This is a genomic window from Pararhizobium capsulatum DSM 1112, assembly GCF_030814475.1.
GTDB classification, from domain to species: Bacteria; Pseudomonadota; Alphaproteobacteria; order Rhizobiales; family Rhizobiaceae; genus Pararhizobium; species Pararhizobium capsulatum.
Window position 1 is genome coordinate 1,040,963 of record NZ_JAUSVF010000001.1, and the last position, 24,742, is coordinate 1,065,704.

The 24,742-nt window shown below is 61.0% G+C and carries 18 protein-coding genes and 1 pseudogene; 9 read left to right on the forward strand and 10 right to left on the reverse strand.

The annotated features are described in order from the left end of the window. Positions 1-203 precede the first annotated feature (203 nt). Positions 204-1,562: an Nramp family divalent metal transporter gene (locus QO002_RS04955; RefSeq protein ID WP_307227280.1), complete on the forward strand. Its 1,359-nt coding sequence runs from the start codon at positions 204-206 to the stop codon at positions 1,560-1,562. A 7-nt stretch (positions 1,563-1,569) separates the two neighbouring features. Here the strand turns inward: QO002_RS04955 and QO002_RS04960 are convergent, their stop codons facing one another. Both QO002_RS04960 and QO002_RS04965 read right to left on the reverse strand, forming a co-directional pair. Then, positions 1,570-4,119 carry an HWE histidine kinase domain-containing protein gene (locus QO002_RS04960; protein ID WP_370878452.1) on the reverse strand — a complete coding sequence of 850 codons (2,550 nt, stop codon included), beginning with the start codon at positions 4,117-4,119 and terminating at the stop codon, positions 1,570-1,572. Then, positions 4,116-4,634 (reverse strand): biliverdin-producing heme oxygenase, encoded by a 519-nt coding sequence (locus QO002_RS04965; RefSeq protein ID WP_307227285.1) that lies wholly within the window; start codon positions 4,632-4,634, stop codon positions 4,116-4,118. The genes QO002_RS04960 and QO002_RS04965 overlap by 4 nt, the downstream gene beginning before the upstream one ends. Before the next feature lie 177 nt (positions 4,635-4,811). Between QO002_RS04965 and QO002_RS04970 the strand changes: the two are divergent. Together QO002_RS04970 and QO002_RS04975 are read left to right on the forward strand one after the other, a co-directional pair. After that, positions 4,812-5,084: pseudogene (locus tag QO002_RS04970) on the forward strand (class I SAM-dependent methyltransferase); the annotation flags it as partial. A gap of 256 nt (positions 5,085-5,340) precedes the next feature. Continuing rightward, a complete protein-coding gene (locus tag QO002_RS04975) occupies positions 5,341-6,396 on the forward strand; it encodes a Tim44 domain-containing protein (RefSeq protein WP_307233162.1) in 1,056 nt (351 codons plus the stop codon). A gap of 295 nt (positions 6,397-6,691) precedes the next feature. Here the strand turns inward: QO002_RS04975 and QO002_RS04980 are convergent, their stop codons facing one another. The 6 genes from QO002_RS04980 to QO002_RS05005 form a co-directional block, all read right to left on the reverse strand. Beyond that, on the reverse strand, positions 6,692-7,753 hold the full coding sequence (locus QO002_RS04980) for a glycoside hydrolase family 25 protein (protein WP_307227287.1): 1,062 nt from the start codon (positions 7,751-7,753) through the stop codon (positions 6,692-6,694). Between the two features lie 201 nt (positions 7,754-7,954). Further along, positions 7,955-10,165, reverse strand: a complete 2,211-nt coding sequence (locus QO002_RS04985; RefSeq protein WP_307227289.1) for a 3-hydroxyacyl-CoA dehydrogenase NAD-binding domain-containing protein — start codon at positions 10,163-10,165, stop codon at positions 7,955-7,957. A 17-nt stretch (positions 10,166-10,182) separates the two neighbouring features. Then, positions 10,183-11,391 (reverse strand): acetyl-CoA C-acetyltransferase, encoded by a 1,209-nt coding sequence (locus QO002_RS04990; protein WP_307227291.1) that lies wholly within the window; start codon positions 11,389-11,391, stop codon positions 10,183-10,185. A 42-nt stretch (positions 11,392-11,433) separates the two neighbouring features. Beyond that, complete coding sequence (locus QO002_RS04995; RefSeq protein WP_307227293.1) at positions 11,434-11,763, reverse strand: type II toxin-antitoxin system PemK/MazF family toxin; 330 nt, start codon at positions 11,761-11,763, stop codon at positions 11,434-11,436. Beyond that, entirely contained in the window at positions 11,763-12,020 is a 258-nt protein-coding gene (locus QO002_RS05000; protein WP_307227295.1) for an AbrB/MazE/SpoVT family DNA-binding domain-containing protein, read from the reverse strand. Before QO002_RS05000 ends, QO002_RS04995 begins: the two co-directional genes overlap by 1 nt. A gap of 58 nt (positions 12,021-12,078) precedes the next feature. After that, entirely contained in the window at positions 12,079-13,875 is a 1,797-nt protein-coding gene (locus tag QO002_RS05005) for an acyl-CoA dehydrogenase C-terminal domain-containing protein (RefSeq protein WP_307227297.1), read from the reverse strand. Positions 13,876-14,254: 379 nt separating this feature from the next. Here QO002_RS05005 and QO002_RS05010 point away from each other — a divergent pair, with 379 nt between their 5' ends. The 6 genes from QO002_RS05010 to QO002_RS05035 all read left to right on the forward strand — a co-directional run bounded on the left by QO002_RS05010 (position 14,255) and on the right by QO002_RS05035 (position 21,369). Continuing rightward, positions 14,255-18,145, forward strand: coding sequence for a peptidoglycan-binding protein (locus tag QO002_RS05010; protein WP_307227299.1), 3,891 nt, complete (start codon positions 14,255-14,257; stop codon positions 18,143-18,145). 415 nt (positions 18,146-18,560) lie between these two features. Beyond that, positions 18,561-19,487: a sulfite exporter TauE/SafE family protein gene (locus tag QO002_RS05015; RefSeq protein ID WP_307233165.1), complete on the forward strand. Its 927-nt coding sequence runs from the start codon at positions 18,561-18,563 to the stop codon at positions 19,485-19,487. Beyond that, positions 19,487-20,269 carry a TIGR02186 family protein gene (locus tag QO002_RS05020; protein WP_307227301.1) on the forward strand — a complete coding sequence of 261 codons (783 nt, stop codon included), beginning with the start codon at positions 19,487-19,489 and terminating at the stop codon, positions 20,267-20,269. Before QO002_RS05015 ends, QO002_RS05020 begins: the two co-directional genes overlap by 1 nt. Positions 20,270-20,329: 60 nt before the next feature. Then, on the forward strand, positions 20,330-20,566 hold the full coding sequence (locus QO002_RS05025; RefSeq protein ID WP_307227303.1) for an Lrp/AsnC ligand binding domain-containing protein: 237 nt from the start codon (positions 20,330-20,332) through the stop codon (positions 20,564-20,566). Positions 20,567-20,689: 123 nt separating this feature from the next. Continuing rightward, complete coding sequence (locus QO002_RS05030; protein WP_307227305.1) at positions 20,690-20,935, forward strand: type II toxin-antitoxin system Phd/YefM family antitoxin; 246 nt, start codon at positions 20,690-20,692, stop codon at positions 20,933-20,935. Then, positions 20,932-21,369 carry a type II toxin-antitoxin system VapC family toxin gene (locus QO002_RS05035; protein WP_307227307.1) on the forward strand — a complete coding sequence of 146 codons (438 nt, stop codon included), beginning with the start codon at positions 20,932-20,934 and terminating at the stop codon, positions 21,367-21,369. The genes QO002_RS05030 and QO002_RS05035 overlap by 4 nt, the downstream gene beginning before the upstream one ends. Positions 21,370-21,374: 5 nt before the next feature. Here QO002_RS05035 and pdeM read toward each other — a convergent pair whose 3' ends face one another. Beyond that, on the reverse strand, positions 21,375-22,100 hold the full coding sequence (pdeM, locus tag QO002_RS05040) for a ligase-associated DNA damage response endonuclease PdeM (protein WP_307227312.1): 726 nt from the start codon (positions 22,098-22,100) through the stop codon (positions 21,375-21,377). A gap of 34 nt (positions 22,101-22,134) precedes the next feature. Beyond that, the gene (locus QO002_RS05045; RefSeq protein ID WP_307227314.1) at positions 22,135-24,663 is read right to left on the reverse strand and encodes a ligase-associated DNA damage response DEXH box helicase; all 2,529 of its coding nucleotides are present in this window, start codon (positions 24,661-24,663) and stop codon (positions 22,135-22,137) included. Between the last annotated feature and the right edge of the window lie 79 nt (positions 24,664-24,742).

Below are 24,742 nucleotides of genomic sequence, written 5' to 3' on the forward strand. Positions count from 1 at the left end.
GTCTTATCCTTTGGCATGGTCGTCTGAGGTTGATGTCTCATAGCATGGGCTGTGAGTTTTCATAATCCTTTGTCCCTTTGTCCACGACTGCCCCGCGGGCGGGAGAAAAAGCCTCGTCGATACAATATAGCATATTGCATAATGTTGAGCCCTGTCATAGTTTTCAGATACCCGCCCGATTCCGCCCTCCGGAGATTTGAAGCATGTCGAATTCTGAAGCAGCCCTCCCACCGCAACGGGACTGGAGCTTCGCACCTCCGGAGGAGGATGCGCGGCCAAGTCTGCCGGAGGTGAATGCCTCCGTTGCCGTGCCGCAGGGTGGCCTCTGGATCCGGCGCATGCTGGCATTCATGGGCCCGGGCTATATGGTGTCCGTGGGTTACATGGACCCGGGCAACTGGGCGACGGATATCGCCGGTGGTTCAAAGTTCGGCTATACGCTCCTCTCTGTCATCCTGCTGTCGAACCTGATGGCCATCGTGCTTCAGGCCCTTGCGGCACGGCTCGGTATTGCGACAGGGATGGACCTGGCGCAGGCCTGTCGCGCCAGCTATCCCCGGCCGGTCAACTTCGTGCTGTGGCTTGCCTGCGAGGCGGCCATCATCGCCTGCGATCTTGCTGAAGTCATCGGTACGGCCATCGCCCTCAACCTGCTCTTCGGCATCCCGCTGATTGGCGGCGCGCTGATCACCGCGCTTGACGCCTTTCTTGTCCTCTTTCTGATGCAAAGAGGGTTCCGTTTTCTCGAAGCTTTCATCATCGCGCTGCTGATCGTCATCGCAGCCTGCTTCATCATCCAGATCGCAGCCGCTGCCCCGCCGCTGGCCGGCGTGCTCGGCGGCTTCGTCCCGTCTACCGAAGTCGTGACCAATCCGGCCATGCTCTACATCGCCATCGGCATCATCGGCGCGACCGTCATGCCGCACAATCTTTATCTGCATTCGTCGATCGTCCAGACACGCGCCTATGAGCGCACGACGGAAGGCAAGCGGGATGCGATCAAGTGGGCGACGGCCGACAGCACCATCGCCCTGATGCTGGCTTTGTTCATCAATGCAGCCATCCTCATTCTCGCCGCTTCGGTCTTCCACGCCAATGGCCGCACGGATGTCGCGGAGATCGAGCAGGCCTATGAGCTCCTGTCGCCGCTGCTTGGCTTGGGTATCGCCTCGACCCTCTTTGCCATTGCGCTGCTCGCCTCCGGCCTCAACTCGACGGTAACGGCAACACTGGCCGGTCAGATCGTCATGGAGGGCTTCCTGCGGTTGCGCCTGCCGAACTGGGCACGGCGGCTCATCACCCGCGGCATCGCCATCATCCCCGTCGTCGTCGTCACCTGGCTTTACGGGGAAAAGGGCACGGCCGAACTTCTGGTCCTCAGCCAGGTCGTTCTGTCGATGCAGCTGCCCTTTGCCGTCATCCCGCTTGTTCAGTTCGTATCCGACAAGAAGAAGATGGGCGCCTTTGCCATTCCCAGATACGTGGCTGCAATTGCTTGGCTGATTGCTGCGATCATCGTCGTTCTCAACCTGAAGCTTCTCTTTGAGACGTTTTTCGGCTGATACGGTTCTAACCCTGCTTGCCGGCAATCGCCGTGGAAAGGGCGTCGAGCACGGTTTCGATCTCATAGGGCTTTCGGACCACGGGCGCGGAGTTCAGGCTTTCCGGTATGATCGAGCTTTCGCCATAGCCGGTTGCAAACACGAACGGTATACCGCGCCGCGTCAATTCTTCGGCGACGGGAATGGACGTGTCCTTGCCCAGATTGATGTCGAGGATTGCCGCATCCGGTGTCTGGCTGCGCATGATCAGCAGCGCCTCATTCATCGAGTTCGTTACAATCACGTTGGCAAAACCCCGGTCGCTCAGCATGCTCTCCACATCCATGGCGATCAGCATCTGGTCCTCCAGAAGCAGGATCAGGCTTTCGTTGGGAAGCAAGGCCGCGTGCCGGTTCTGGGTTTCCGCCGTCAGGCCGACCCTTGACGCAAGCGCATCAGGCGTCACCCGAACATGCTTTGCCGGCAGCAGGAAGCGGGCGCGCAGGCCTTCCCGCGCATAGTCCACGTCGCTCTCGCCGCCGAGATCGTAAGGGATGCTGCGGTCGAGCAGCGCGGTACCGAAGCCGGTTCGCTCCGGCGGATTGACGATCGGGCCGCCGCTTTCGTGCCAGTTGATGATGCAGTCGCCGCTGGAAGAGATCTGCCAGCTTATCGAGAGCTCGGCACCCGCGGTGGACAAGGAGCCATATTTGGCGGCGTTCGTCGCAAGTTCATGCAACACCAGGGCCATGACGGAAAAGGCGCGTGTATCCAGCGAGATGCCCGGCCCGTCAAACGCGATGGTAGCACCGTTGCCGCGATAGGGGGTAAGTTCTGCATTCAGGAGATCGACGAGCGCACCGCCGCCATCCCCCCGGATTACCTGATCATGGGCAAAGGAAAGGGCCTGGATACGCCCCTTGAGGCTTCCGACATAATCCTTCAGGCTACGACCCTCGTGGATCGGCTGGCCGACCAGCGACTTGATGACGGCAAGAATGTTTTTGACCCGGTGATTGAGCTCTTCGTTGAGCATGCGCTGGCGCACATCCGCCTTGGCGCGCTCTTCGGCCATGATTTCGTTGTGGCGCAGCACGACTTCCACCAGCGAAGCACGGCTCGCTTCGGCGACCTCCCGTTCCTCGTCGGTCCAGGGTTGCGCCTGTCGGTGAACCGATTCCTTCCAGATCGCGAAGCTCTTGCGGGGGGTCAGCCGGTCTCCCAGCGGGCCGCTCTCATAGGATTTGCTTGGGTTGCCGGCCCAGTTCAGGGTCTGCACAAGTTCCTTGCGGAAGAAGAAGAGGTAGTCGCGGGGCAGTTGCGAGAGGGGGATGGCGAGCAGGCCGGCGGCCAGCTGGTAATAGTTTTCCGCTTCCGGGAAATGGCGAGACAGCGAATGGGTAGCCCAGATCCGGCCCTCAGAGATCGAGGTGACGAATCGGGCAAGTGGCGGAATTTCCGCGGGCGACGGCGTTGCGCCATGGGCATGCCAGCGACCGTCGATATAGAGCCCGAAACCGTCGTTCGGGAGCAGTTGGCCGAGGTCCAGCATGTTGTCGCGCAGGAATTCGCCGACATCGCCGGTGCTGCCGAGGCGCAGCATGCCATCGAGATAGCTGCGCGCCCGCGCGGCCGTATCGAGCTTGCGCTTCTGCCGCAGTGCATGAAGATGCAGCGAAAAGAATTCGCCAAACATCTCCGCGGCGACGCGCAGCGCCATGGGCATGGTGCGCGGCGAATAGTGATGGCAGGCGATCAGCCCCCAGAGCTCGCCATCAATGATGATGGAAATCGACATCGAGGCGGAAACACCCATGTTGCGAAGATATTCGCAATGAATAGGCGACACGCTGCGCAGATGGCTGAAGCTCAGGTCCAGCGGCTCGCCCGACAGATCGACAACCGGCTCAAGCGGCACGCTTTTATAGCTTGAATCGGCAATCACGCGGATCGTGTTGCGCAGGTAGAGCGTTCGCGCCTGCTGCGGAATGTCGGTCGCGGGGAAATACTGGCCGAGGAAACTTTCGAGATCGGCGCGCTTCATCTCGCTGATGACCTTGCCGGAGCCATCCCGCTCGAACTGGTAGATCATCACGCGGTCGTAGCCCAGCATGCCGCGGATAAGCCGGGCGGCCTGCTGGAAAAGCGTGTCGGTGTTTTCGATGCTGCTGATGCGTCCGATCAGCGAGCGCGTGAGCCGTAGCGGTGACTCGATTTCACTGCGGGCGGGTTCGAATTCGACGATGACGTTTGACCGGTGGCGATGAACCGAAATATCGAATGCCTTGCCTGACGTCAGCGTCTCGTTGAAGATGAGAACGGGCCGGCGCGCGTCCGTCATCGTGGCGACGGCGTTGCGCAGCGTATGGACGAGCGCTCCTCCCAGCAGGACGTCCGATGCCATCTCGTTGGCAACCGACACACCCAGCATATCAGCTGCATTGCTGGAATGCCGCAGCAGAACCGACAGATTGGTGTCAAAGGCGAGCAAAACACCATGAGGCTGGATGCTGCCCGGAATGTGGATGGGTTCGCGATCGCAGTTCGTGAGATCGACTGTGTAAGGCTGGGTCATCAAACGGCTTTCAGGAAGGCGTCATGGGCGGTGGCGAAGGCCTTGTTGCTGGCTGCAACAGCGCTGCCAAGATCAAAAGGCTCGACCGTTTCCAGAACGGAAAGAAAGCCACGCCAGCCTTCGATATCGCCGCTTTGCAAGGCAAGGTGCCGTGCGCCAAAACTTTCGTTCAAGCCCAGTGCCTCGGCGCGCTTGTAGAGCACGCGCGCGCCGAGCGAAGATCCTTCCAGGACATAGAGCGTTCCGAACAGAGCGTCGCCATCAAGAGGGAAGGGGAACCGGGTTGCGGCCGGGACAGCTATGCCAAGATCGGTCATGTCGCCGGCAATCGCATCGGCGATCATGCGCGGGCGCCAGGGACCGAGCTCCGCGGGCAAGGTTGTTTCCGCAAGGCGATCCTCGATCGGTTTTCTGAAAGCGTAAAGGGAAGCAAGATAGGATCGATAGCTTTCCATCGTGTCGAGAGCGCCAATGGCCTCGTCTACATCCGCATGCGCCTGTGCCGTCCGCTCGCGCATCTGCCAGCGCCTTAAATCTTGTCGCATACGAGGCCCCACTCAGTACCAAGGTTTAACAACGCCCTGCTCAGCCGTTGGTTCCGTCGAGCGTCCATTATTTCGATAAAAAATAATACGACACCGATGACCGATATCATCTTGTGGTAAAGGCGGTTTTCGTCAGCAGCGAGATACCCGATGAAACAGAACATCTATGATGACCCGACCTTCTTTGCGAATTACAGCGCAATGCCCCGTTCCACGGGCGGACTGGAAGCGGCGGGCGAATGGCCCGTCCTGCGGGATATGCTGCCGGATCTGACGGGCAAGCGGGTTCTCGATCTCAGTTGCGGTTTCGGATGGCACTGCCGGTATGCCCGCAGCGCCGGCGCATCTCATGTTGTCGGCGTCGATCTTTCGGAAAGCATGCTCGCGCGCGCCCGCGCCATGACCGATGATGCCGGGATCGAAAGAATTGCCGAACCCGGCGTCACGCCGGAGGCAATCCGCGATCGGCCCGATCTTGCACATGAAAACAGGCGGCCGATCTTCCTGCTGATGTCAGCCAGCGCAAACTGAACCTGCTCTTCACGAGCAGGTGGTCGGAAAGCCCCGCTTTACCGTGAAAAGCAGCGTCTGAACCTTATTTTCGCAACGTGCGATCTCTATATCCGAGCGCAGGATGCGGTGTGCCGCATGGGAAAAGGATAAAGAGAGACGGATGGCAATGCGAAGTTTCGGACGAATTCTTGCGATTGTGGCAATCGCGATGATGACCATTCTGACGGTGGTCGATCTGGCGGAAGCCCGTCGATCCGGCGGTGGCTTCGGCAGCCGTGGCACGCGCACGTTTTCTGCGCCGCCCGTTACCCGCACGGCGCCCAACAATGCCAATTCCATTGACCGCACGATGACGCCGCGACCGGACGGGCAGAGTGCAACCCAGCCCGGTACGAACCTGCCGGGCACGACACAGACCCGACCCGGCGCCCAGCGTCCCGGCGGCTTCTTCGGTGGCTTTGGCGGCTCGATGATCGGTGGCCTGATGATGGGCGGGCTGATCGGCATGATGCTGGGCAACGGCCTGGGCGGCGGCATCGGTTTCCTCGGCATGCTGCTGCAGGTTGCCCTGATTTTCGGCGCGATCACACTCGCCATGCGCTTCTTCAGACGTCGCCAGCAGCCGGCCTATTCGGCAGGCGGAGCTTCGCGTTCTATGCCCAACACTAGGCCCAACACGGGCCCAAGCGCTGGTCCGCTCTACCGCGAACCGGCGGCGGGCGGCGTGAACCCGGGCAAGCCATCGTTCAAGATTCCGCAGATTGGCGGCGGTTCTGCGGTGCCCAAGCGGGCCGCTGTGGGAGCCGATACCGATGAAATCGGCATCGGCGGAGAAGACCTTGATCACTTCGAGACAATGCTGAAGGATGTTCAGGCTGCCTATGGCGCCGAGGACTATGCGGCTCTGCGCCAGCTGACGACCCCCGAAGCAATGTCCTATCTTGCGGAGGAGTTGAGCGACAACGCCACCAGCGGCCTGCGCAACGAGGTGCGCGACGTGCATCTGGTCCAGGGCGATGTCGCAGAGGCCTGGCGCGAAGACGATCGCGACTATGCAACGGTTGCCATGCGTTATGAGAGCATCGACGTCATGCGCGACCGCACGACGGGAAAGGTCGTCGAGGGTGATCCGGATAATCTGACCGAAGCGGTCGAACTGTGGACATTCGTTCGCCGGGGCGGGGGCGATTGGCAGGTCTCGGCAATCCAGGCCGCTGCCTGAATGATCCTGCAAAAGTTTTAGAGTTTGTCAGGGAAAAGTGGGAACCGGTTTTCCCGAAAAGACAAACGGAAACAAAAGAATCTGGAGGATGTCTGGTTCAATCTGAACCAGACATCCTCCAAGAACGGAACAGCCGGTGGGTTATTGCCCATCGGCTTTTCTTTTACCTGCTGGAAGATTTTGTCTTGAACGCCGAAATGCTCAGTAGGGGCGGACCTTTGCCGAACCCGCCGGTGGTCGCGGATGAAGGGTTGGCCAAGCTCTCCGGGGTCAACAGGACTGAAAGCTCTCAGCTTCAGCTTGCCTTGGCATCCACCCAGGCGTGCCAGTCTTCCTCGCTGCCACGGAAGACGTTGAGGTCGATACGACCTTCGACGCCGTGGGAAAGGCCCGAGCCCGAATACTGCCAGAAAACCCATTTGCGGTTCGGGTAACGCTTGGAAGGATGGGCGGCGACCGAGCGCAGCCAGAACGGGTGGTTCGGGAATTCGCCGCTCAGATTGTCCTCGTAGAAATCCGGTGCCGTGTAGATGATCGGGCGTTGGCCGTAATGGGCCTCCAGCTTGTCCATGAAGACGCGCATCTTCTCCAGCACTGTGGCGCGGGACAGTCGGCGCTTGCAGCTGGATTCGCCGTTGTATTCCACGTCGATCACCGGGGGCAGGGCGCCCGCCTCGCGCGGCACGTTGCGGATGAACCAGTCGGCCTGTTCGCCGGCCGTGCGGCACCAGTAGAAGAAGTGATAGGCGCCGCGCTTGATGCCGGCGTCCTTGGCCTTGCGCCAGTTTTTCATGAACATCGGATCGAGATGATCGCCGCCATCGGTCGCCTTGATAAAGGCGAAGTTGGCGCCCTGCGTGCGCAGTTTCACCCAATCGATATCACCCTGCCAGCGGGAAACATCGACGCCATGGACGGCGTGCCTGCGTGGCGAGGCCTTGCCGAAATTGATGGGATGGGCGTCGCGGAACCTTTGGCTATAGACCTGCAAACGGCCACCACGGCGCGGCTTGATGATCGCGGGCTCGGCCTCGATCTGGGGCACGTTCGGCGTCAACATGGCGACGGGGCGGTCTGCCGGAAGCGGCATGCCGGCGGTGCGATTGACGTCGGTGAATGCCTGCGGTTCCGGCATCTGGCCGGCCCAGGCCAGCACTTCCGGTTCGGGCTGCTGTTGCTGCGCCTGTGCAATGGCTTCGCCGACGGAGGCTGTCGGGATGACCGCCGGTACGATTGAATTCGTCGTTTCCTTGGATGTCGTCAGCCCGGCCGAAAGGCTTTCAGGGCCGGAGCTTGAGGTGCAAGCCGACAGAGCGACGCAGCCGAAAAAGAGTGCTGTGGCAGCCGAAAAACGCATGACAAACCCGTACGCAAAACAAGAACCGAGATCCAACCCTCGCCGCCGAATGCCCCTTTGGCGCGAATTGCTAACGGAGTTTTACCAAAAAAGGCTGAATGCAATCTTTACAGCGTGGCGCGATCGCCACGCTCTTGTGGAATCTTCAAAAAAAAGCGGGCCGGGAAGACCCGCTTTTCCATTTGGTAATATATATGGCGTTTAGGCGGCAGCCTGTGTCGCGTAAGGATCGAACCGGCCGTAGAAGGTCTGGCCTTTTGCTGCCATGTCCTTGAGCAGTGCCGTTGGCTGGAAGTGCTCGCCATAGGCGGCCGCCAGCTTCTCGCAGAGGTCAAAGAAGGTCTTCACACCCATGCCATCGATGTAAGACAGCGTGCCACCCGTGTAGGGCGCGAAGCCGAAGCCGAGGATCGAGCCGACATCGGCCTCGCGCGGATCGGTGACGATGCCTTCCTCGACTGTACGGGCCGCCTCCAGCGCGATGGTGACGAGGAAGCGCTGCTTCAGCGTCTCGACGTCAAAGTTTTCCGCCGGCTTCTGCGGGAAGAGGTCCTTCAGGCCCGGCCACAGGAACTTCTTGGCGGGCTTTGCCGGATACTCGTAGAAGCCCTTGCCGTTCTTGCGGCCGCGGCGATCAAGATCGTCCACCAATTTGTTGATCAACGCCATGTGCTCAGGGTTGACGGAGGCCTCTCCGAGATCGGCGATCGAAGCCTTGAGGATTTTCTGGGAGAGGTCGATCGCCACTTCGTCGTTGAGCGACAGCGGGCCGACCGGCATGCCGGCCATCTTGGCGGCATTCTCGATCATCGCCGCCGGCACGCCTTCGATCAGCATGTCGTAGGCTTCGTGGATGTAGCGGAAGACGCAGCGGTTGACGTAGAAACCTCTGGTATCGTTGACGACGATCGGCGTCTTCTTGATCGCCGCGACGAAATCGAGCGCTGCCGCCAGTGCCTTGTCGCCGCTTTCCTTGCCGAGGATCACTTCCGTCAGCATCATCTTCTCGACCGGCGAGAAGAAGTGGATGCCGATGAACTGGTTCGGACGCTTCGAGTTCTTCGCAAGACCGGTGATCGGCAGCGTCGAGGTGTTGGAGGCGAAGATCGCATCCTCGCCGATGACGGCCTCGACCTTCTCGATCACATCCTTCTTGACCTGACGGTCTTCAAACACGGCCTCGACGACGAGCTTCACGTCCTTCAGGTCGTTGTAGTCGGCGGACGGCGTGATCAGGGCGAGCAGGGCTTCGCCCTGTTCCTGCGTCATCCGTCCTTTACCGATCGAATCCTTGACCAGGCCTTCCGAATGGGTCTTGCCCTTGGTGGCCGCCTCGATATCGCGGTCGATCAAGGTGACCGGGATGCCTGCCGCTGCCGTCACATAGGCGATCGAAGCGCCCATGAAGCCGGCGCCGACGACGCCAACGGTCTTCAGCTCCGTCTTCGGCACGCCGGCCGGGCGGCGCGCGCCCTTGCCGAGTTCCTGCATCGAGATGAACAGCGAGCGGATCATCGAGAAGGCTTCGGTCGTCTGCAGCACTTGGGTGAAATAGCGCTGCTCGACCTTGAGTCCGAGATCGATCGGCAGCTGCAGGCCTTCATAGACGCATTTCACGATGGCGAGCGCGCCGGGGAAGTTGCCGTTGGTTTCGCGGCGCAGGATGGCGGAGGCGGCCGGCCAGAGCTGGGCCGCAGCCGGCGTCCAGATGCCGCCGCCCGGCGCCTTGAAGCCCTTTTCATCCCAGGGCTGGACCGGCTTCAGGCCGTTCTTCAGCATCGCCTTGGCGGCATCGATCAGCTTGTCGGGATCGGCAAGCTCATGCACGAGACCCAGCGCCTTGGCGCGCTGCGGCGTCAGCGACGAGCCGGTGGTCATCATCTGCAGGGCATCCTGCGCATTGGTGAGGCGCGGAACGCGCTGCGTGCCGCCGGCGCCGGGGAAGATGCCGACCTTGACTTCCGGCAGCGCAATCTTGACCGACTTGGAATTCGAGGCAACGCGGCCGTGGCAGGCAAGCGAGAGTTCAAAAGCACCGCCCATGCAGGTGCCGTTGATTGCCGAGACCCAGGGCTTGCCGGAGGTTTCCAGCTTGCGGAAGAGACCGGTCATCTGGCCGCAGAGGTCGAACAGTTTTTGCGCGGCGCCCTCCGGATCGCGGGCCTTCTCTTCGTTGTAGAAGGTAAACATGCCCTTGATCATCGAAAGATCGGCACCGCCGGAGAAGGTGGACTTGCCGGATGTGACGACCACGCCCTTGATCGCGGCATCGGCAACCGTCTGGTCGACGATGGCATCGAGTTCCTTCAGGACATCGGCCGTGAACACGTTCATCGACTTGTCCGGCATGTTCCAGGTGACGAGCGCAATGCCGTCGGCGTCGGTTTCGACGGTGAAATTTGTGTAGCTCATGTCTCTCTCCCGAAATCTTAGACGCGTTCGATAATCGTCGCGGTGCCCATGCCGGCGCCTATGCAGAGCGTGACCAGCGCGGTCTTGAGGTCGCGCCGCTCCAGTTCGTCCAGCACCGTGCCGAGGATCATCGCACCGGTCGCGCCGAGCGGATGGCCCATGGCGATCGCGCCGCCATTGACGTTGATCTTGTCATGCGGAATGTCGAAAGCCTGCATGTAGCGCAGGACGACAGCGGCAAAGGCTTCGTTGAGTTCGAACAGATCGATGTCGGCAAGCGACATGCCGGAGCGCTTCAGGAGCTTTTCGGTGACATCGACCGGGCCGGTCAGCATGAGGGCCGGATCGGAGCCGATATTGGCGAAGGCCTTGATGCGGGCGCGGGGCTTCAGCCCCATGCTCTCGCCACCCGCCCTGGAGCCGAGCAGCACGCCGGCCGCACCATCGACGATGCCGGAGGAATTGCCGGCATGGTGGACGTAGTTGATCCGCTCGATTTCCGGATGCGCCTGGATGCCAACGGCCTCGAAGCCGCCCATCTCGCCGGGCATCTGGAAGGAGGCGTTGAGCGAAGCAAGGTTCTGCATCGTCGTGGTCGGACGCATATGCTCGTCCTTGGCGAGGATGACGATGCCGTTCTGGTCCTTTACCGGAACGACGGACCTGTCGAAATAGCCATTGTCCCAGGAATGGCCGGCGCGCTTCTGGCTTTCCACGGCATAGGCATCGACGTCATCGCGAGAGAAGCCGTACTTCGTGGCGATCAGGTCGGCCGAAACACCTTGCGGCATGAAGTAGCCGGGGAAGTTGACGGAGGGGTCCATGTACCAGGCACCGCCGGACATGCCCATGCCGACACGCGACATGCTTTCCACGCCACCAGCGATGACGATATCATCCGCCCCTTGCGCGATCTTGCCGGCTGCGAAATTGACGGCATCGAGACCCGAGGCGCAGAAGCGCGAAATCTGCATGCCCGGTGCCTTGTTGGAATAGCCGGCCTCGAAGGCTGCAGCCTTCGGAATGACCGCGCCGGCTTCGAACACCGGATCGACGCAACCCATGATGATGTCGTCAACGGTCGAGGTGTCGAGCCCGTTGCGATCACGTAGTGCTTCCAGCACCTTGGCGGCAAGGCGAGGGGTTGGCACTTCATGCAGCGCTCCGTCCTTCCTGCCCCGCCCGCGCGGCGTGCGCACGTGGTCGTAAATGAAGACTTCGGTCATTGTGTCATCTCCCTTGCCGGCATTGCGCCGGTATGTCTAATTTTATTCGAAGAATGTGCTGACGCGGGCCAGCACATCATCGATTATGAAGTCGGGTACTTTCTCGATATAGCGGGCGCCACGCGCCTTCAGATCGATTGCCCGTAACTGGTTGCAGAGCACTACACCGGCGCTTTGCGTTCCCGCGCCGCTCAACGAGACGGTCACACCCTGAAACCGGGCGAACTGGCCACCCGACGTAATCGGCACGATGACGGGGGTTCCCAGCGCGTTGAAGCGCTTTTCGGTGATAATGAGGACATAGCGGGCTTTCGCCTGTTCCCGACCGCGTGTCGGTTCGAGATCAACATGCCAGATTTCTCCTCGGTCCATTAGATGATCTCGCGGCCCACGGGAGGATCATTAAGCCAGAGGATGTCTTCCTCCGTCATCGGCGCCTCAAGGTCACATTGCGCCAGAAGTTCATCGAGTGTGTACTTCGGGCGCGTCCTTGGCACGGCCACAAGACGTCCATCCTCGATTGTCACCTCGAGCTTGGAATTCGCCGCAAGTCCCAGAGTATCCAGAAGCGGCTTCGGAATGGCCATCATCACCGAACCACCCACATTGCGTAATGTCGATACAGCCATTTCGATCTCCTTCGGAAAGTTATATCAATATATAACTTTCCTTGGGGTTTGTCCAAACTCAGAACGCGGCAGCGTCCAATGCCATCACCGTATCCGCACCAGCCTCGATGCGAGCCTTGCGCAGCGTCGTTTCCGGCAGGATGCGTTCCATGAAGAATTTTGCCGTCACCAGCTTGTTCTTTAGGTAATCGGCACGCCCCGTATCGCCGCCGGCAAGCGCATCTTCCGCGGCCTTGGCAATCTTCGCCCACATGTAGCCGAGCACGACGAGGCCCGAGAGGTGCATATAGTCCGTGGAACCGGCGCCGGCGTTGTCGGGTTTGGCCATCGCGTTCGACATAAACCACATGGTCGCTGCCTGCAGGTCGTTCAAGCCCTTCTTCAGCGCCTTGGTATAAACCGCCAGCTTTTCGTCGGCGCGGTTTTCCTCGCAGAAATCGCCGACTTCCTTGAACAGCGCCATGACGGCGCGGCCGCCGTTGAGGCCGAGCTTGCGGCCGACGAGGTCGAGCGCCTGGATACCGTTGGCACCTTCATAGATCATGGCAATGCGCGCATCACGTACATACTGGCTCATGCCGTGTTCTTCGATGTAGCCATGACCGCCGAAGACCTGCTGGGCCATCACGGCATGGTCGAAGCCCTTGTCGGTCATGACGCCCTTGAGAATCGGCGTCATCAGGCCGAGGATATCGTCGGCTGCCTGCCGGTCCTTCTCGTTGTCACCGCGATGGGCGATGTCGGATTTCAGCGCCGTCCAGAGGGTGAAGGCGCGGCCGGCTTCGTTGAACGCCTTGATCGTCATCAGCGTCCGGCGGATGTCGGGATGCACGATGATCGGATCGGCTTGTCTGTCCGGTTCCTTGGCACCGGACAGCGAGCGACCCTGAATGCGCTCGCGGGCATAATTCGCGGCATTCTGATAGGCGACTTCGGCAACCGAAAGACCTTGAAGGCCGACGCCGAGGCGGGCTTCGTTCATCATCACGAACATGGCGTTAAGGCCCTTGTTCTCCGTGCCGATGAGATAGCCGGTGGCATCATCATAGTTCATGACGCAAGTCGAGTTGCCGTGGATGCCCATCTTGTGCTCGATTGCACCGCAGGTGACGGTGTTGCGGCTCCCAAGCGAACCGTCTTCCTCGACCATGAACTTCGGCACGATGAACAGGGAAATACCCTTCACCCCTTCCGGCGCGCCTTCGATGCGCGCGAGAACCAGATGCACGATGTTATCGGACATGTCGTGTTCGCCGGCGGAGATGAAGATCTTCTGGCCGGAAATCCTGTAGGAGCCATCGCCCTGCGGAACGGCCTTTGATCGCAGCAGGCCGAGGTCGGTGCCGCAATGGGGCTCCGTCAGGTTCATGGTGCCGGTCCAGGTGCCATCGACCATCTTCGGCAGATAGGTGGCCTTCTGCACGTCGGAACCGTGAACGAGGATCGCGGCGATCGCGCCCTGCGTCAGGCCCGGATACATGGTCAGCGCCATGTTGGCCGACGACATATATTCGCCGACGGCGGTATGCAGCGTGTAGGGCAGGCCCTGGCCGCCGAATTCTTCCGGAATGGAAAGACCGAGCCAGCCGCCTTCGCGGTAGAGATCGAAGGCCTGCTTGTAGCCCTTCGGCGTCGTGACCGTCGCGTCGTCGTTGCGCTTGCAGCCTTCCTGGTCGCCGGAAAGGTTGACGGGGAACATCACTTCTTCCGCAAGCTTGGCAGCCTCGCCGACGATCGCTTCGATCATGTCGGGGGTTGCATCGGCAAAGCCGGGAAGATTGTTGTAGCGCTCGATGCCGAGCACGTCGTTCAGGATGAAGAGGGTATCTTCGACCGGGGCCTTGTAGATGGGCATGTCTGTTCGTTCCTCGCCTGCAAATCCGAATGGGGTTTCCTCATAACCGTGGCCAGCATGTTACAAAACTTTGACGTTTGCGTAAACGTCAAAAAAAGCGGGTCATGAAGTTTGCGCCGATTGCGCGCGTGAAACGACGCTGACGGCAGCCTCCTGGCCTCCGACGATAGAATGCGACCAAATCGTTAAAATTTTTCCGCGGCGGTTAACGGGTTATTTACCACGTTTCGCGAAAGTGCGTGGTGAAACGGTCAATGCTGCTCAAGTCCTGTCTTCGCGTCGTCGCAGTCTTGTCCGGATCGGCAGCCGACCGGCATGGCGCAGATCGCCAGTCCAAAAAGGTGACCGATCATGGCCGATGGAAGAGGCGAAGATTAAGATGAACGGATCGCGACCGCACAATTCCCGCTCTGGTTCCCCGTCCTACGGTGGCGGCGCCTATGGCGAGCGCTCGTCTCTGGATGCGCTGAACCGAACGATCGAAGGTCTCGAATCGCGCATCGAGGGTCTGATGGGTTCTGCAGCACGCGATCCCCGGCAGCGGCCGGTGGAGCGCGAGATGCCGCAACGACCCGATCCCGTTTCGGAAATCCTGCAGCGCCAGCGCACCCTTGCGGCCAGCCGCGACGTCGCACCGGATCGCCCTGCACCGCGGAGCATTCCTCCGGTTTCCCGCGCTCAGCCGTTTGCCGAAGAACGGCGCACATCGCCTCTGCGCGAGGCTCTCGCGCAGAGGGAAGCTCTTGCCAAGCGCGAGAGCCTGCCCACCCGCGAACCGCTGGTTGTCCGCCCGCAGCCGCCGCTGCGCGAACCTGTGATGCCGCGCGAAACCTATGCCTCGCGTCCCGCGGAGCCACGACCGGATCCGGCCATTGCCGAGATCGCACAGTCGCTGCTCGGGCTGCGCCAGGAATTGAAGGCCGATATCGCCGAAGGCCTTTCTCGCGAGATGGCTGCGCTTCGCAACGAAATCCGTGGCATCACCGCCGAGGCTGCCCAGGGTCAGGTCGGGCTGGGAGATATCCGCAGCGATCTGCAGTGGCTGTCCGAAAGCATTACCCAGCTTGGCCGTCAGGCACCGCCCGCGCAGGCGGACGCGCTGAAGAGCGAGTTCGACGAACTGCGCGCGATGATTGAGGGCCTTTCCCGCGAAGATGGCATGCGTCGCATGGAAGACCGCTGGACCGCAGTCGAAAACCGCCTACAGCATTTCGATAGCAATCGTGATGACGAACTTGTGGCGCTTGCCTACCGGCTGGATGAGATCAAATCACAGATCGGTTCCGCCAACAGCTCGCCGGCCATTCATGCGCTGGAAGACAAGCTTGTCTCCATGGCGCAGGCCGTTGAAATGCTCGGCCGCCACATGCAGCCGGATGACAGCCACCTGTCGTCGCAATTCGCCGATCTCGACATCCGGCTGGACGAGATCAGCCGCGCCATCGTTACCAGCGGCCGTACCGCTTCGAGCATGGATGCCGCAGCCATCGACCGCGTCGAAAACCGCCTTGTCGACCTCGCCCATCAGATCGACATATTGTCGCGCCCGGTCGATACGGGCCTCGGCAATCGTATCGAAGCGCTGGCCGCCCGTGTGGATCAGCTTGCCAATGAAGAGGCGGCGGTTCGTCTCGAAGAGCGGCTTGACCAGCTTTCACTGATGTTCGAGCGCTCCCAGAAGAATGTGCAGCCGGACCTGACCGGTTATCTCTCCGATATATCGCGCAAGATCGATGCGCTCGATCAGGGTGACGTGAACGAGGCCCTGGCCGAGCGTCTTGACGATCTGGCCCGCCGTATCGACGCGCTGGACGCCCCGAGCGACCCCTATCCGATGGGCGAGCGCTTCGCCCGCCTGGAAGGCCAGCTTGCCGATATCGCCATCCGGCTGGAAGAAACGCATGCGGCGCCCTATGACGACAGCGTGGCCCTTCGTGGCCTTCAGGACCAGATTGCCAATCTCTCCGCGCTCGTCAACGAACCGCGCCCGGTTGCCGCCGCAAGCCTGCCGGTCGAATTCGAAGGCCGCATGACGGCATTGGAAGACTATCTCACGACAAGCGATGAATACATCATCGAAGCCGCCCGCCAGGCCGCGGAAGCCGTGATGGAAGCCTACAACCGCAACGGCACGACCCCTTCGACCGGCGGCACCGACATGGCTGCGATTTCAGCGCTGGCCGGTGACCTCAAGACGCTCGAAGAGCTCAGCCGGTCGAGTGAAGAGCGCACCGCACGCACGTTCGAAGCGCTGCACGAAACCCTCGTCCATATTGCCGAAAAGCTGGAGCGACTTGAAGAGGGCAACCATTATCAGGAAGAGCCGCGGGCATTCGGTACGCGGGAATCGAGCTTTGCGCCGCCACAGATGCCGAAGGTCGCCGAGCCGGATTTGGAAGATCCGTTTGGCCCCGTAGAGCAGTATGAGCGTCTGAAGCGCGACATGCAGCAGCAGGCAAGCTCTGTTTCTCCCTCCCCGCTGATGCAGGCGGCGGCCGAAGAAGAGGTCGCCACGGCGCTTCTCGAAGTTGGCGAAGTCGGCGATCATGTTGCCCCCCAGGAACCGCGTCCCGCCGTAAGGAAGAGCCTGCTCTCCGGCCTGACGAGACGTTTCTCCGGCAAGCGGGCGATCCCGGCCCGCACCGAAAATCGCCAGACCGTTGAGCCGACGCCGTCCATCGATGCTGCCGACACGATCGCGCCTGACGTTGCCAACGAGCTGCTTGAACCCGGTTCAGGCATGCCGGACGTCAAGAAAATCCTCGAGCGCGTCCGTGCCGGTCAGGCAAATCGGGGAATGCAGGGCATTGCCGCAGGTGAAGCCGACAAGGCTGATTTCATTGCCGCCGCGCGTCGTGCCGCTCAGCTCGCCGTTGAAGAATCCGACACGATCAGTCAGCGCGGCCGTGCAGCGGCGCCTGCTTCGTCGGTCAGCGGCGCTTTTGCCCGCCATCGCCGTCCCATTCTCATGGCCGTCGGCGCGGTGCTGCTGGCCATCATGTCCTATCCGCTGGTTAACACGCTGATCCGTGGCGAGCGCACACCGGCGCCCGTTGCCGTGATCGAACAGCAGGTCGAGGCACCGACGCAGGTTGAAGTGGCTTCCGCAGCAACGACACCGGCCGACGACGACATCGCACCGCTTTCGTCGCTTCAGCCGCAGGATGGCGATCTGGCGCCAACGGTTCCCGAAGCTTCCGCCGAGGTGCCGCAGGTGGACCCCGCTCAGGATGCAGCGGCTGCCTCTTCGCCCGTGACGCCGGCAATGGATGTCGAAACGCAGGCACCTGGGCAGGGCGGCGCCGATCTTTTGGCCACCACCACGGAACAGGCCTCCGGACAGGGAAGCTTCGCAGCCACGCCGCCGGAAACCAAGGCGGATGGTTTCGTCGCACTGCCCAAGCCGGTCCAGTCGATTGACGTTCCCGCCGAGATCACCCAGCCGGCGCTCGTTTCCGCTATCCGTGGCGGTGATCCGCTGGCCTTCTTTGAAGTCGGTGCCATCTACACAGAGGGTCGCGGCGTAAAGGTCGATCTCGTGGAAGCCGTCAAGTGGTATCAGCGCGCTGCCGATCAGGGACTGGTTCCTGCGGAATACCGCCTGGCAACGCTCTATGAAAAAGGCAGCGGCGTCACGCGTGATGCTGCCAAGGCGAAGGCGCTCTATCTGAGCGCCGCCGAAAAAGGCAATGCCAGCGCCATGCACAACCTTGCCGTCATCCTCGCCAATGGCGGCGATACACCTCCGGATTTTGCCGAGGCTGGCAAGTGGTTCGGCAAGGCGGCAGAACTCGGCCTGCGCGACAGCCAGTTCAACCTCGCAATCCTCTATGCGCGCGGTAACGGCCTGAAGCAGGATCTGGCAGAGTCCTACAAGTGGTTTGCGGTTGCAGCCAAGGGCGGCGATACCGACGCGGCCCAGAAGCGCGAAGACGTCGCCAAGGCGATGAAGCCGGAACAGCTGAAGGATGCGAAAGCCCGTTTCGAGAGCTGGAAGCCGGCGACGGTGGACGACAAGGCCAACAATGTGATCGTGCCCGATGCCTGGCTCGGCAAAAGCCCGTCGACGGCCACCGTCGATATGACCAGGGCTATTCGCAACATCCAGGCGATCCTCAACAACAATGGTTTCGATGCCGGCGTGCCAGATGGCAAGATCGGCGCGAAGACAGCATTGGCCATCACGGCCTTCCAGAAATCGATCGGTCAGGAGCCGACCGGCCAGATCAACGACGCTCTTGTCCGCGAGCTTCTGAAGCGAAACGGCTAGAGCATGTCGCGCAAAAGTTTGCAGCGGTTTCGCGGTAACGACATGCGCAAAAACAAAGAGCTAAAGCATGGGAGCGAATCTGAAAGATCGCAACGCGCTTTAAGCGACACCTGCGGCCCCAATAATGCCGCAGACCGGCCGGAAAAGATCAGTTGGGCAGGCTAGGATTCGCTGGATTGGCCGCATCACGTATTCCCATCTCGCTGGGAAGGAAGGAGTGGGCGGCAAAGGTAGCGAAACAGGTCTGACCGGCGATTTCAACGGGGCGTATCCCCATCTTGCTTTTCCAATCATGGGCGGACGTTGAGAGCCGCCGCTATTGCGCCCTTTCCGGGCAAAAAATGAATTTGGATGCGGTCTCGCAGGCGCGTGATGGTGACGGGCGGCGTTGTATCGGCTTATCGAGGTCTGCGTTGTGACGATCTACCTGCCCATAGCGGAACTGTCGGTCAATATATTGATCATCCTTGGCATGGGCGCGGCCGTCGGCTTTCTCTCGGGCATGTTCGGTGTCGGCGGCGGGTTCCTCATCACGCCGCTTCTGATCTTCTATAATATTCCTCCCGTCGTCGCGGTCGCGACCGGCGCCAACCAGGTCGTCGCATCCTCCATTTCCGGCGCGATCACTCATTTTCGACGCGGCACGATCGATATAAAGCTCGGAACCGTTCTCCTCTGTGGCGGTCTGGCGGGGGCAACCGTCGGCATATGGCTGTTTGCGCTGCTACGCCGGATCGGCCAGCTCGATCTCGTCATTTCGCTCGCCTACGTGCTGCTGCTTGGCACGGTCGGCTCCCTCATGCTGTGGGAGAGCATCAATGCGTTGCGTCGTGCCGCTCGCAATGAGCAGGTGACATTGAAACGCCCCGGCCATCACAACTGGGTGCATCGCCTGCCGCTCAAGATGCGGTTCAAGAAGTCGAAGATCTATCTCAGTATCATTCCCGTCGCGGGTCTGGGTTTCTGCATCGGCATCCTGACCTCGGTCATGGGTGTCGGCGGTGGCTTCATCATGGTGCCGGCCATGATCTATCTTCTTCGCATTCCGACGAACGTGGTTGTCGGCACCTCGCTGTTCCAGATCATCTTCGTCTCCGCCTATACGGTCATCGTCCAGGCCACGGCGAACTATACGGTTGATATCGTGCTGGCCTTCGTGCTGATGGTTGCGGGCGTGATTGGTGCACAATACGGCGTTCGGGTGGGCCAACGGCTGCGCGGCGAGCAGCTCAGGGCGCTGCTGGCGCTTCTCGTGCTTGCGGTCGGCATTCGCCTGGCGGTCGAACTCGTCATCCCGCCGAAGGAAATCTATTCGGTCGTCTCGGCGGGGCTCGGTTACTGATGCGCGCCCTGATCCTTGCCGTTTTGACGGTGCTGTTTCTGGCTCCCGTGGCGCAGGCGGAGCCTCCGGACTTTACCGAAAAGCTCGACATCGGCATCTCCACCGATGAAATTGCCATCACCTCGGATTTCCGCGGTGCCGACATCACCATCTTTGGCGCGATCGATGGCTTCGATGCCGGGCTGCTGGCACAGGGCAAATACAATATCGTCGTTGCGCTGGAGGGACCGAAAGAGAGCTCGACCGTCCGCAAGAAGCAGCGGGTCTTCGGCATCTGGATCAACACGAGTTCGATGACTTTTGAACTCGTGCCGGAATCGTATTCGCTGTCGAGCACCCGCGACATCGAAACGATCGCGCCGGCCGCGGACATGAACAACATGGGCATCGGCGTCAACCATATGCCGCTCACGCCCGTCGGCTACATCGGTGATGGCTCCGCTGTGGGCGAGTTCCGGGAAGCCTTCCGGCGTTTGCGCGAAACCAGCGGTGTCTATCAGCGTGATCCCGGCGGCGTGCAATTCATTTCCTCAAGCCTCTTCAAGGCCTCCGTCCGGCTGCCGGCCGACGTGCCGAATGGCGTCCATGTGGTGCGTGCCTATCTCTTCCGCGAAGGGATATTCGTCGCGGCAAAGGCTCTGCCGCTGCGCGTCGTCAAGACGGGCCTCGAGCAGGCGATCACGCGGGCTGCCCACGAAAGGCCGTTTCTCTACGGCATCGTGGCCGTGCTGCTTGCCGTGATTACCGGCTGGCTGGCCAGCATCGTCTTCCGTCGCGATTGACCGGCTTTGCGCTTGCGCGAAAAAAGGTTATTGCGGACGCAGATACCAGGAGATTGATCGATGAAGCCGATTTTTGTTCAGCTGCAATGCGCACCGGGCAAGACCTATGAGGTCGCAGACGAGATCTACCGCAAGGAAATCGTCTCGGAAATGTATTCGACCAGCGGCGACTACGACCTGATGATCAAGATCTACGTCGATGAGAGCCAGGATATCGGCAAGTTCATCAACGACAATATCGCCACGGTTCCGGGCATCAACAGGTCGTTGACGACGCTGACGTTCAACGCTTTCTGACAGGCTTCAGAGAGCACCGCATCGGTCTGTCCTCTCGAAGATTGTCACGCTGCCGCTTTCTTGATTTTTTCTGGTTTGATCTTATTGTAGTCACGCGTGATCACAAAAGATGGATCGAGGTCGATGGTAAGCGTCAGGGATGCGAAAGCCGGGTTCTCCAATCTGGTGGACGAAGCCGTAAAGGGTGAATTCATCACCATCACGCGGCATGGAAAACCCGTTGCGGCCATCGTCAGCATCGAGGCGGCGGAGGCCGCTAAAAAGGTGCTGAAAAAGTCCCGGCCCAACTTCGGCGACTATCTCATGGATTTCCCCGGCGGGATCGAGTTCGAGCGCAATCCTTCGAAAATGCGTGATCTCGATCTATGAGCGGTGGTTATCTGCTGGATACCAGCGTTCTGTCCCGCTTTGCACCGGGCCGCCCGGATGCGTCCTCCGAGCTACGGGAATGGATGCGGGATCACGGAGCTGCCGAGGCCCTTTTCATTTCTTCGATGACGATTGCGGAAATCGAAAAGGGCGTCTGCAAACTGGAACGCCAGGGTGCGGCTGCAAAGTCGAAACAGGTGCGCGCGTGGCTCGAAGGGATTGTCGCCACTTTCGAGGATCGAATATTGCCGATGGACACGGCAACGGCTGTTCTTGCGGGCGCGATAGAAGATGCAGCCGTTGGCAGGGGACGCAATCCCGGTCTCGCCGACGTCATTATCGCCGCCACGGCACAGCGCTCGGGCCTGACGGTCGTGACCGACAACGTCCGCCACTTCGAGGAACTCGCTGTGCCGTTCGAACGACCGGTTTGATGCGTTCACCCCACCAGATTGCCAAACGGCACCGAATAAATCCGGTCGCGGCCGAGCAGGTGGGCGATGAGGCGAGGGCGGTCGAAGAGGCCGGTCAGCGCCTTGTGTCGAAGGTCAAGGCCGCCGGTGGTGACGCCGAACGCGGGCATGATCAGCCGGATGCCATCGGTCGCAAAGCAGGCGCGGCGAACGCGCTTTTCGCGGCGGACAACCGTCGCGGCGGGATGCAGGTGCCCGGCGATTTCCCCAGGGGCATTCTCGGTGGCAGGTTCATGGCGGAAGACGAGATTGGAGAGGCGCAGTATGTCCATCGATACGCCCGGCAGGGTCATCGCGCCGTCAGGGTCATGATTGCCGTTGATCCAGATCCATTCGCGCCCGCGCGCCACGTCCTCGATCATGCCACGGAATTGCGGTGGCATCAGGCTCGAGCCCACCCGATCGTGAAAATTGTCACCGAGGCTGATCACGATCTTCGGGTCGTGTCGGGCGATGATGGCCTCCAGGATGCGAAGGGTGGCAAGCGTGTCGTAGGGTGGCAGCATCATGCCGCGCCGCGCAAAGGCCGAGCCTTTTTCCAGATGCAGGTCGGAGACCACAAGCGCACCGAGATCGGGCAAAAGCAACCCACCCAGCGGGTCGCAGAAGCCGGCGATCCCGTTGATCTCGATGCGGTCCGAAAGCGCCGGATAGGCGGATGCGGTCTTGGTGGCATAGGCGAGGCGGTGCATGTCTTCCTGTTGTTTCTATCGTGGCGCAGCCGGGTTAGGGGCCGGCCATGATCTCGTTCATCAATTCGTCGGCCGCTTCCGCCAGCAGCACGTCCTGGGCTTCGCCGGCGACGATTTCGCGGCCGATTTCCAGCATGATAGGCACCGCCAGCGGTGAAACACGATCCAGCTGCTGGTGGCGGATATGGCTTTTGATTCGCTCCAGCATATCGCCAAGCCGGCCGATATCCAAAAGTCCCGTCGCCGCATCGTTGCGGGTAGCTTCCAGCAGGATGTGATCGGGCTCATGGCTGCGCAATACGTCGTAAATGAGATCGGCGGAAACAGTAACCTGCCGGCCGGATTTTTCCTTGCCCGGATGGCGCTGGTCGATCAGCCCGGCGATGACGGCACAGTTGCGGAAGGTGCGTTTCAGGAGATAGCTCTCGTTCAGCCATGCTTCGAGATCGTCGCCGAGCATGTCCTCATCGAAAAGTGCACCAAGCGATGGTTTTCCCTTTTTGAAAGCGGCACCCATGTCCTCCAAACCCCAGATCGCCAGCGAATAATCCGTGGCAACGAAGCCGAGTGGCCTAAGGCCCGCCCGATCAAGACGGCGGGTGAGCAGCATGCTGAGCGTCTGGTGCGCCAGCCGGCCTTCGAAGGCATAGGCGACCATGAAATGGCGCTGTCCGTGCGGAAAGGTCTCGATCAGAAGCTCGTCTTCCTTCGGCAGGGTGGAAAAGTCCTTCTGCAAGGACAGCCAGTCGCGCACCTGTTCTGGAAGTGTGGCATGACGGCTCGGGTCCGCCAGCATCTTGCGGACCTGGGCGGCGAGATAGGTAGAGAGCGGAAACTTGCCGCCGGCATAGGAGGGCACCTTCGGATCGAGCGTATAGCCCTGGCTCACCAGACATTCGTTTTCGCGGATGCCCTCGAAGCGCAGCACCTTGCCGGAAAACAGGAAGGTATCCCCCGGCGACAGCATCTCCAGGAAATATTCCTCGACCTTGCCCAGCGAAAAACCGCCACGCCCAAGGCTGCCACGCGCATTGCGCTTTACGAGGCGCACGTTGAGCATCGGTGCTTCGATGATTGTGCCGACGTTCAGGCGATATTGCTGGGCGATCTGCGGGTTGGAGACCCGCCAAAGCCCTTCCTTCGTCTTGCGGATCTTGGCGTAGCGCTCGTAGGTGCGAAGCGCATAGCCGCCGGTCGCGACAAAATCGATAATCCGCTCGAAGGTCTCCCAGGAGAGATCGGCGTAAGGTGATGCGCTGGTGATCTCGGCGTAAAGTTCCAGCGGATCGAAGGGCGCGGCGCAGGCCATGCCGAGCACATGCTGGGCGAGCACATCAAGCGCCCCACGCCCGACCGGCGGCGTATCCTGCGCGCCCAGATAGTTGGCATCGAGTGCCGCCTGGCATTCCATCACCTCGAAGCGGTTGGCAGGCACCAGAATGGCGCGGCTCGGCTCGTCCATGCGGTGATTGGCGCGGCCGATGCGCTGGGCAAGCCGGCTTGCCCCCTTCGGCGCCCCGACATGGATGACCATGTCGACATCGCCCCAGTCGATGCCGAGATCGAGGGTGGACGTGGCAACGACAGCGCGCAATCTGTTTTCGGACATGGCGGCCTCCACCCGCCGCCGCTGGGCGACATCGAGCGAGCCGTGATGCAGCGCTATCGGCAAATTGTCGTCGTTGATCGTCCAGAGTTCCTGGAAGAGCCGCTCTGCCTGGCTGCGGGTATTGACGAAAAGCAGTGTCGTCTTGGTGTCCCGGATAGCCTCGTAGACCGCCGGCATTGCATAGGCCGCCTGATGGCCCGACCACGGAACGCGCTCCTCGGTCTTCAGGATGCTGATCTCGGGCTTGGCGCCGCCGGTGACGGTGATCAGGCCGGCATGTCGGTTCTCCTCAGGTGACTGCGCTACCAGCCAGCGCTGCAGGTCCATGGGATCGGCGACGGTCGCGGAAAGCCCGATTGCCTGGAGGGATGGCGCAAGCCTTCTCAGCCGTGACAGGCCAAGCGAAAGCAGATGCCCGCGTTTCGAGGTGACAAGCGAATGCAGCTCGTCGAAGACCACATATTTCAGGTCCTTGAAGAAGCGCTCCGCCTCGCCGTTGGCCAGAAGAAGCGCAAGCTGCTCCGGTGTTGTCAGCAGGATATCCGGCGGATTGAGTTTTTGGCGCTGGCGCTTGGCCTGCGGTGTGTCTCCCGTGCGGTTTTCAATGCGCACCGGCAGGCCCATTTCCGTCACGGGCTTCATCAGATTGCGTTCGATATCGACAGCCAGCGCCTTCAGCGGCGAGATATAGAGCGTGTGGAGGCCGGTGAAGGCAGAGCCGGGCGGGATTTTGCCGCGCTCCGTCAGTGAAACGAGCGACGGCAGAAAACCCGCAAGTGTCTTGCCAGCTCCGGTCGGCGCGATCAGCAGCATGCTCTCGCCACCCTGAGCCTGGGAGAGAAGATCGAGCTGATGGGCGCGCGGGCTCCAGCCCTTTTCCGCGAACCAGCGCAGGAAGGGAGCGGGAAGGGCGATGGGCGCCTGCGCAGCCCGTGCGGAATCGATCTGGTTCACGCGAACAAATGTAGATCAAACCGAGCGGAATTGAAGGGCTGAATGCTCGGTCGCATCACGAGATTGTCGGTGCCATGTC

What these genes read in the sequence shown, in the direction of transcription:
- QO002_RS04985 (WP_307227289.1), bottom strand. Translation starts at nt 10,165, where the DNA reads ATGAGCTACACAAATTTCACCGTCGAAACCGACGCCGACGGCATTGCG.
- QO002_RS05020 (WP_307227301.1), top strand. Translation starts at nt 19,487, where the DNA reads ATGCGCGCCCTGATCCTTGCCGTTTTGACGGTGCTGTTTCTGGCTCCC.
- QO002_RS05035 (WP_307227307.1), top strand. Translation starts at nt 20,932, where the DNA reads ATGAGCGGTGGTTATCTGCTGGATACCAGCGTTCTGTCCCGCTTTGCA.
- QO002_RS05025 (WP_307227303.1), top strand. Translation starts at nt 20,330, where the DNA reads ATGAAGCCGATTTTTGTTCAGCTGCAATGCGCACCGGGCAAGACCTAT.
- QO002_RS05000 (WP_307227295.1), bottom strand. Translation starts at nt 12,020, where the DNA reads ATGGCTGTATCGACATTACGCAATGTGGGTGGTTCGGTGATGATGGCC.
- QO002_RS05005 (WP_307227297.1), bottom strand. Translation starts at nt 13,875, where the DNA reads ATGCCCATCTACAAGGCCCCGGTCGAAGATACCCTCTTCATCCTGAAC.
- QO002_RS05010 (WP_307227299.1), top strand. Translation starts at nt 14,255, where the DNA reads ATGAACGGATCGCGACCGCACAATTCCCGCTCTGGTTCCCCGTCCTAC.
- QO002_RS04995 (WP_307227293.1), bottom strand. Translation starts at nt 11,763, where the DNA reads ATGGACCGAGGAGAAATCTGGCATGTTGATCTCGAACCGACACGCGGT.
- QO002_RS05030 (WP_307227305.1), top strand. Translation starts at nt 20,690, where the DNA reads ATGGTAAGCGTCAGGGATGCGAAAGCCGGGTTCTCCAATCTGGTGGAC.
- QO002_RS04990 (WP_307227291.1), bottom strand. Translation starts at nt 11,391, where the DNA reads ATGACCGAAGTCTTCATTTACGACCACGTGCGCACGCCGCGCGGGCGG.
- pdeM (WP_307227312.1), bottom strand. Translation starts at nt 22,100, where the DNA reads ATGCACCGCCTCGCCTATGCCACCAAGACCGCATCCGCCTATCCGGCG.
- QO002_RS04980 (WP_307227287.1), bottom strand. Translation starts at nt 7,753, where the DNA reads ATGCGTTTTTCGGCTGCCACAGCACTCTTTTTCGGCTGCGTCGCTCTG.
- QO002_RS04975 (WP_307233162.1), top strand. Translation starts at nt 5,341, where the DNA reads ATGCGAAGTTTCGGACGAATTCTTGCGATTGTGGCAATCGCGATGATG.
- QO002_RS04965 (WP_307227285.1), bottom strand. Translation starts at nt 4,634, where the DNA reads ATGCGCGAGCGGACGGCACAGGCGCATGCGGATGTAGACGAGGCCATT.
- QO002_RS04955 (WP_307227280.1), top strand. Translation starts at nt 204, where the DNA reads ATGTCGAATTCTGAAGCAGCCCTCCCACCGCAACGGGACTGGAGCTTC.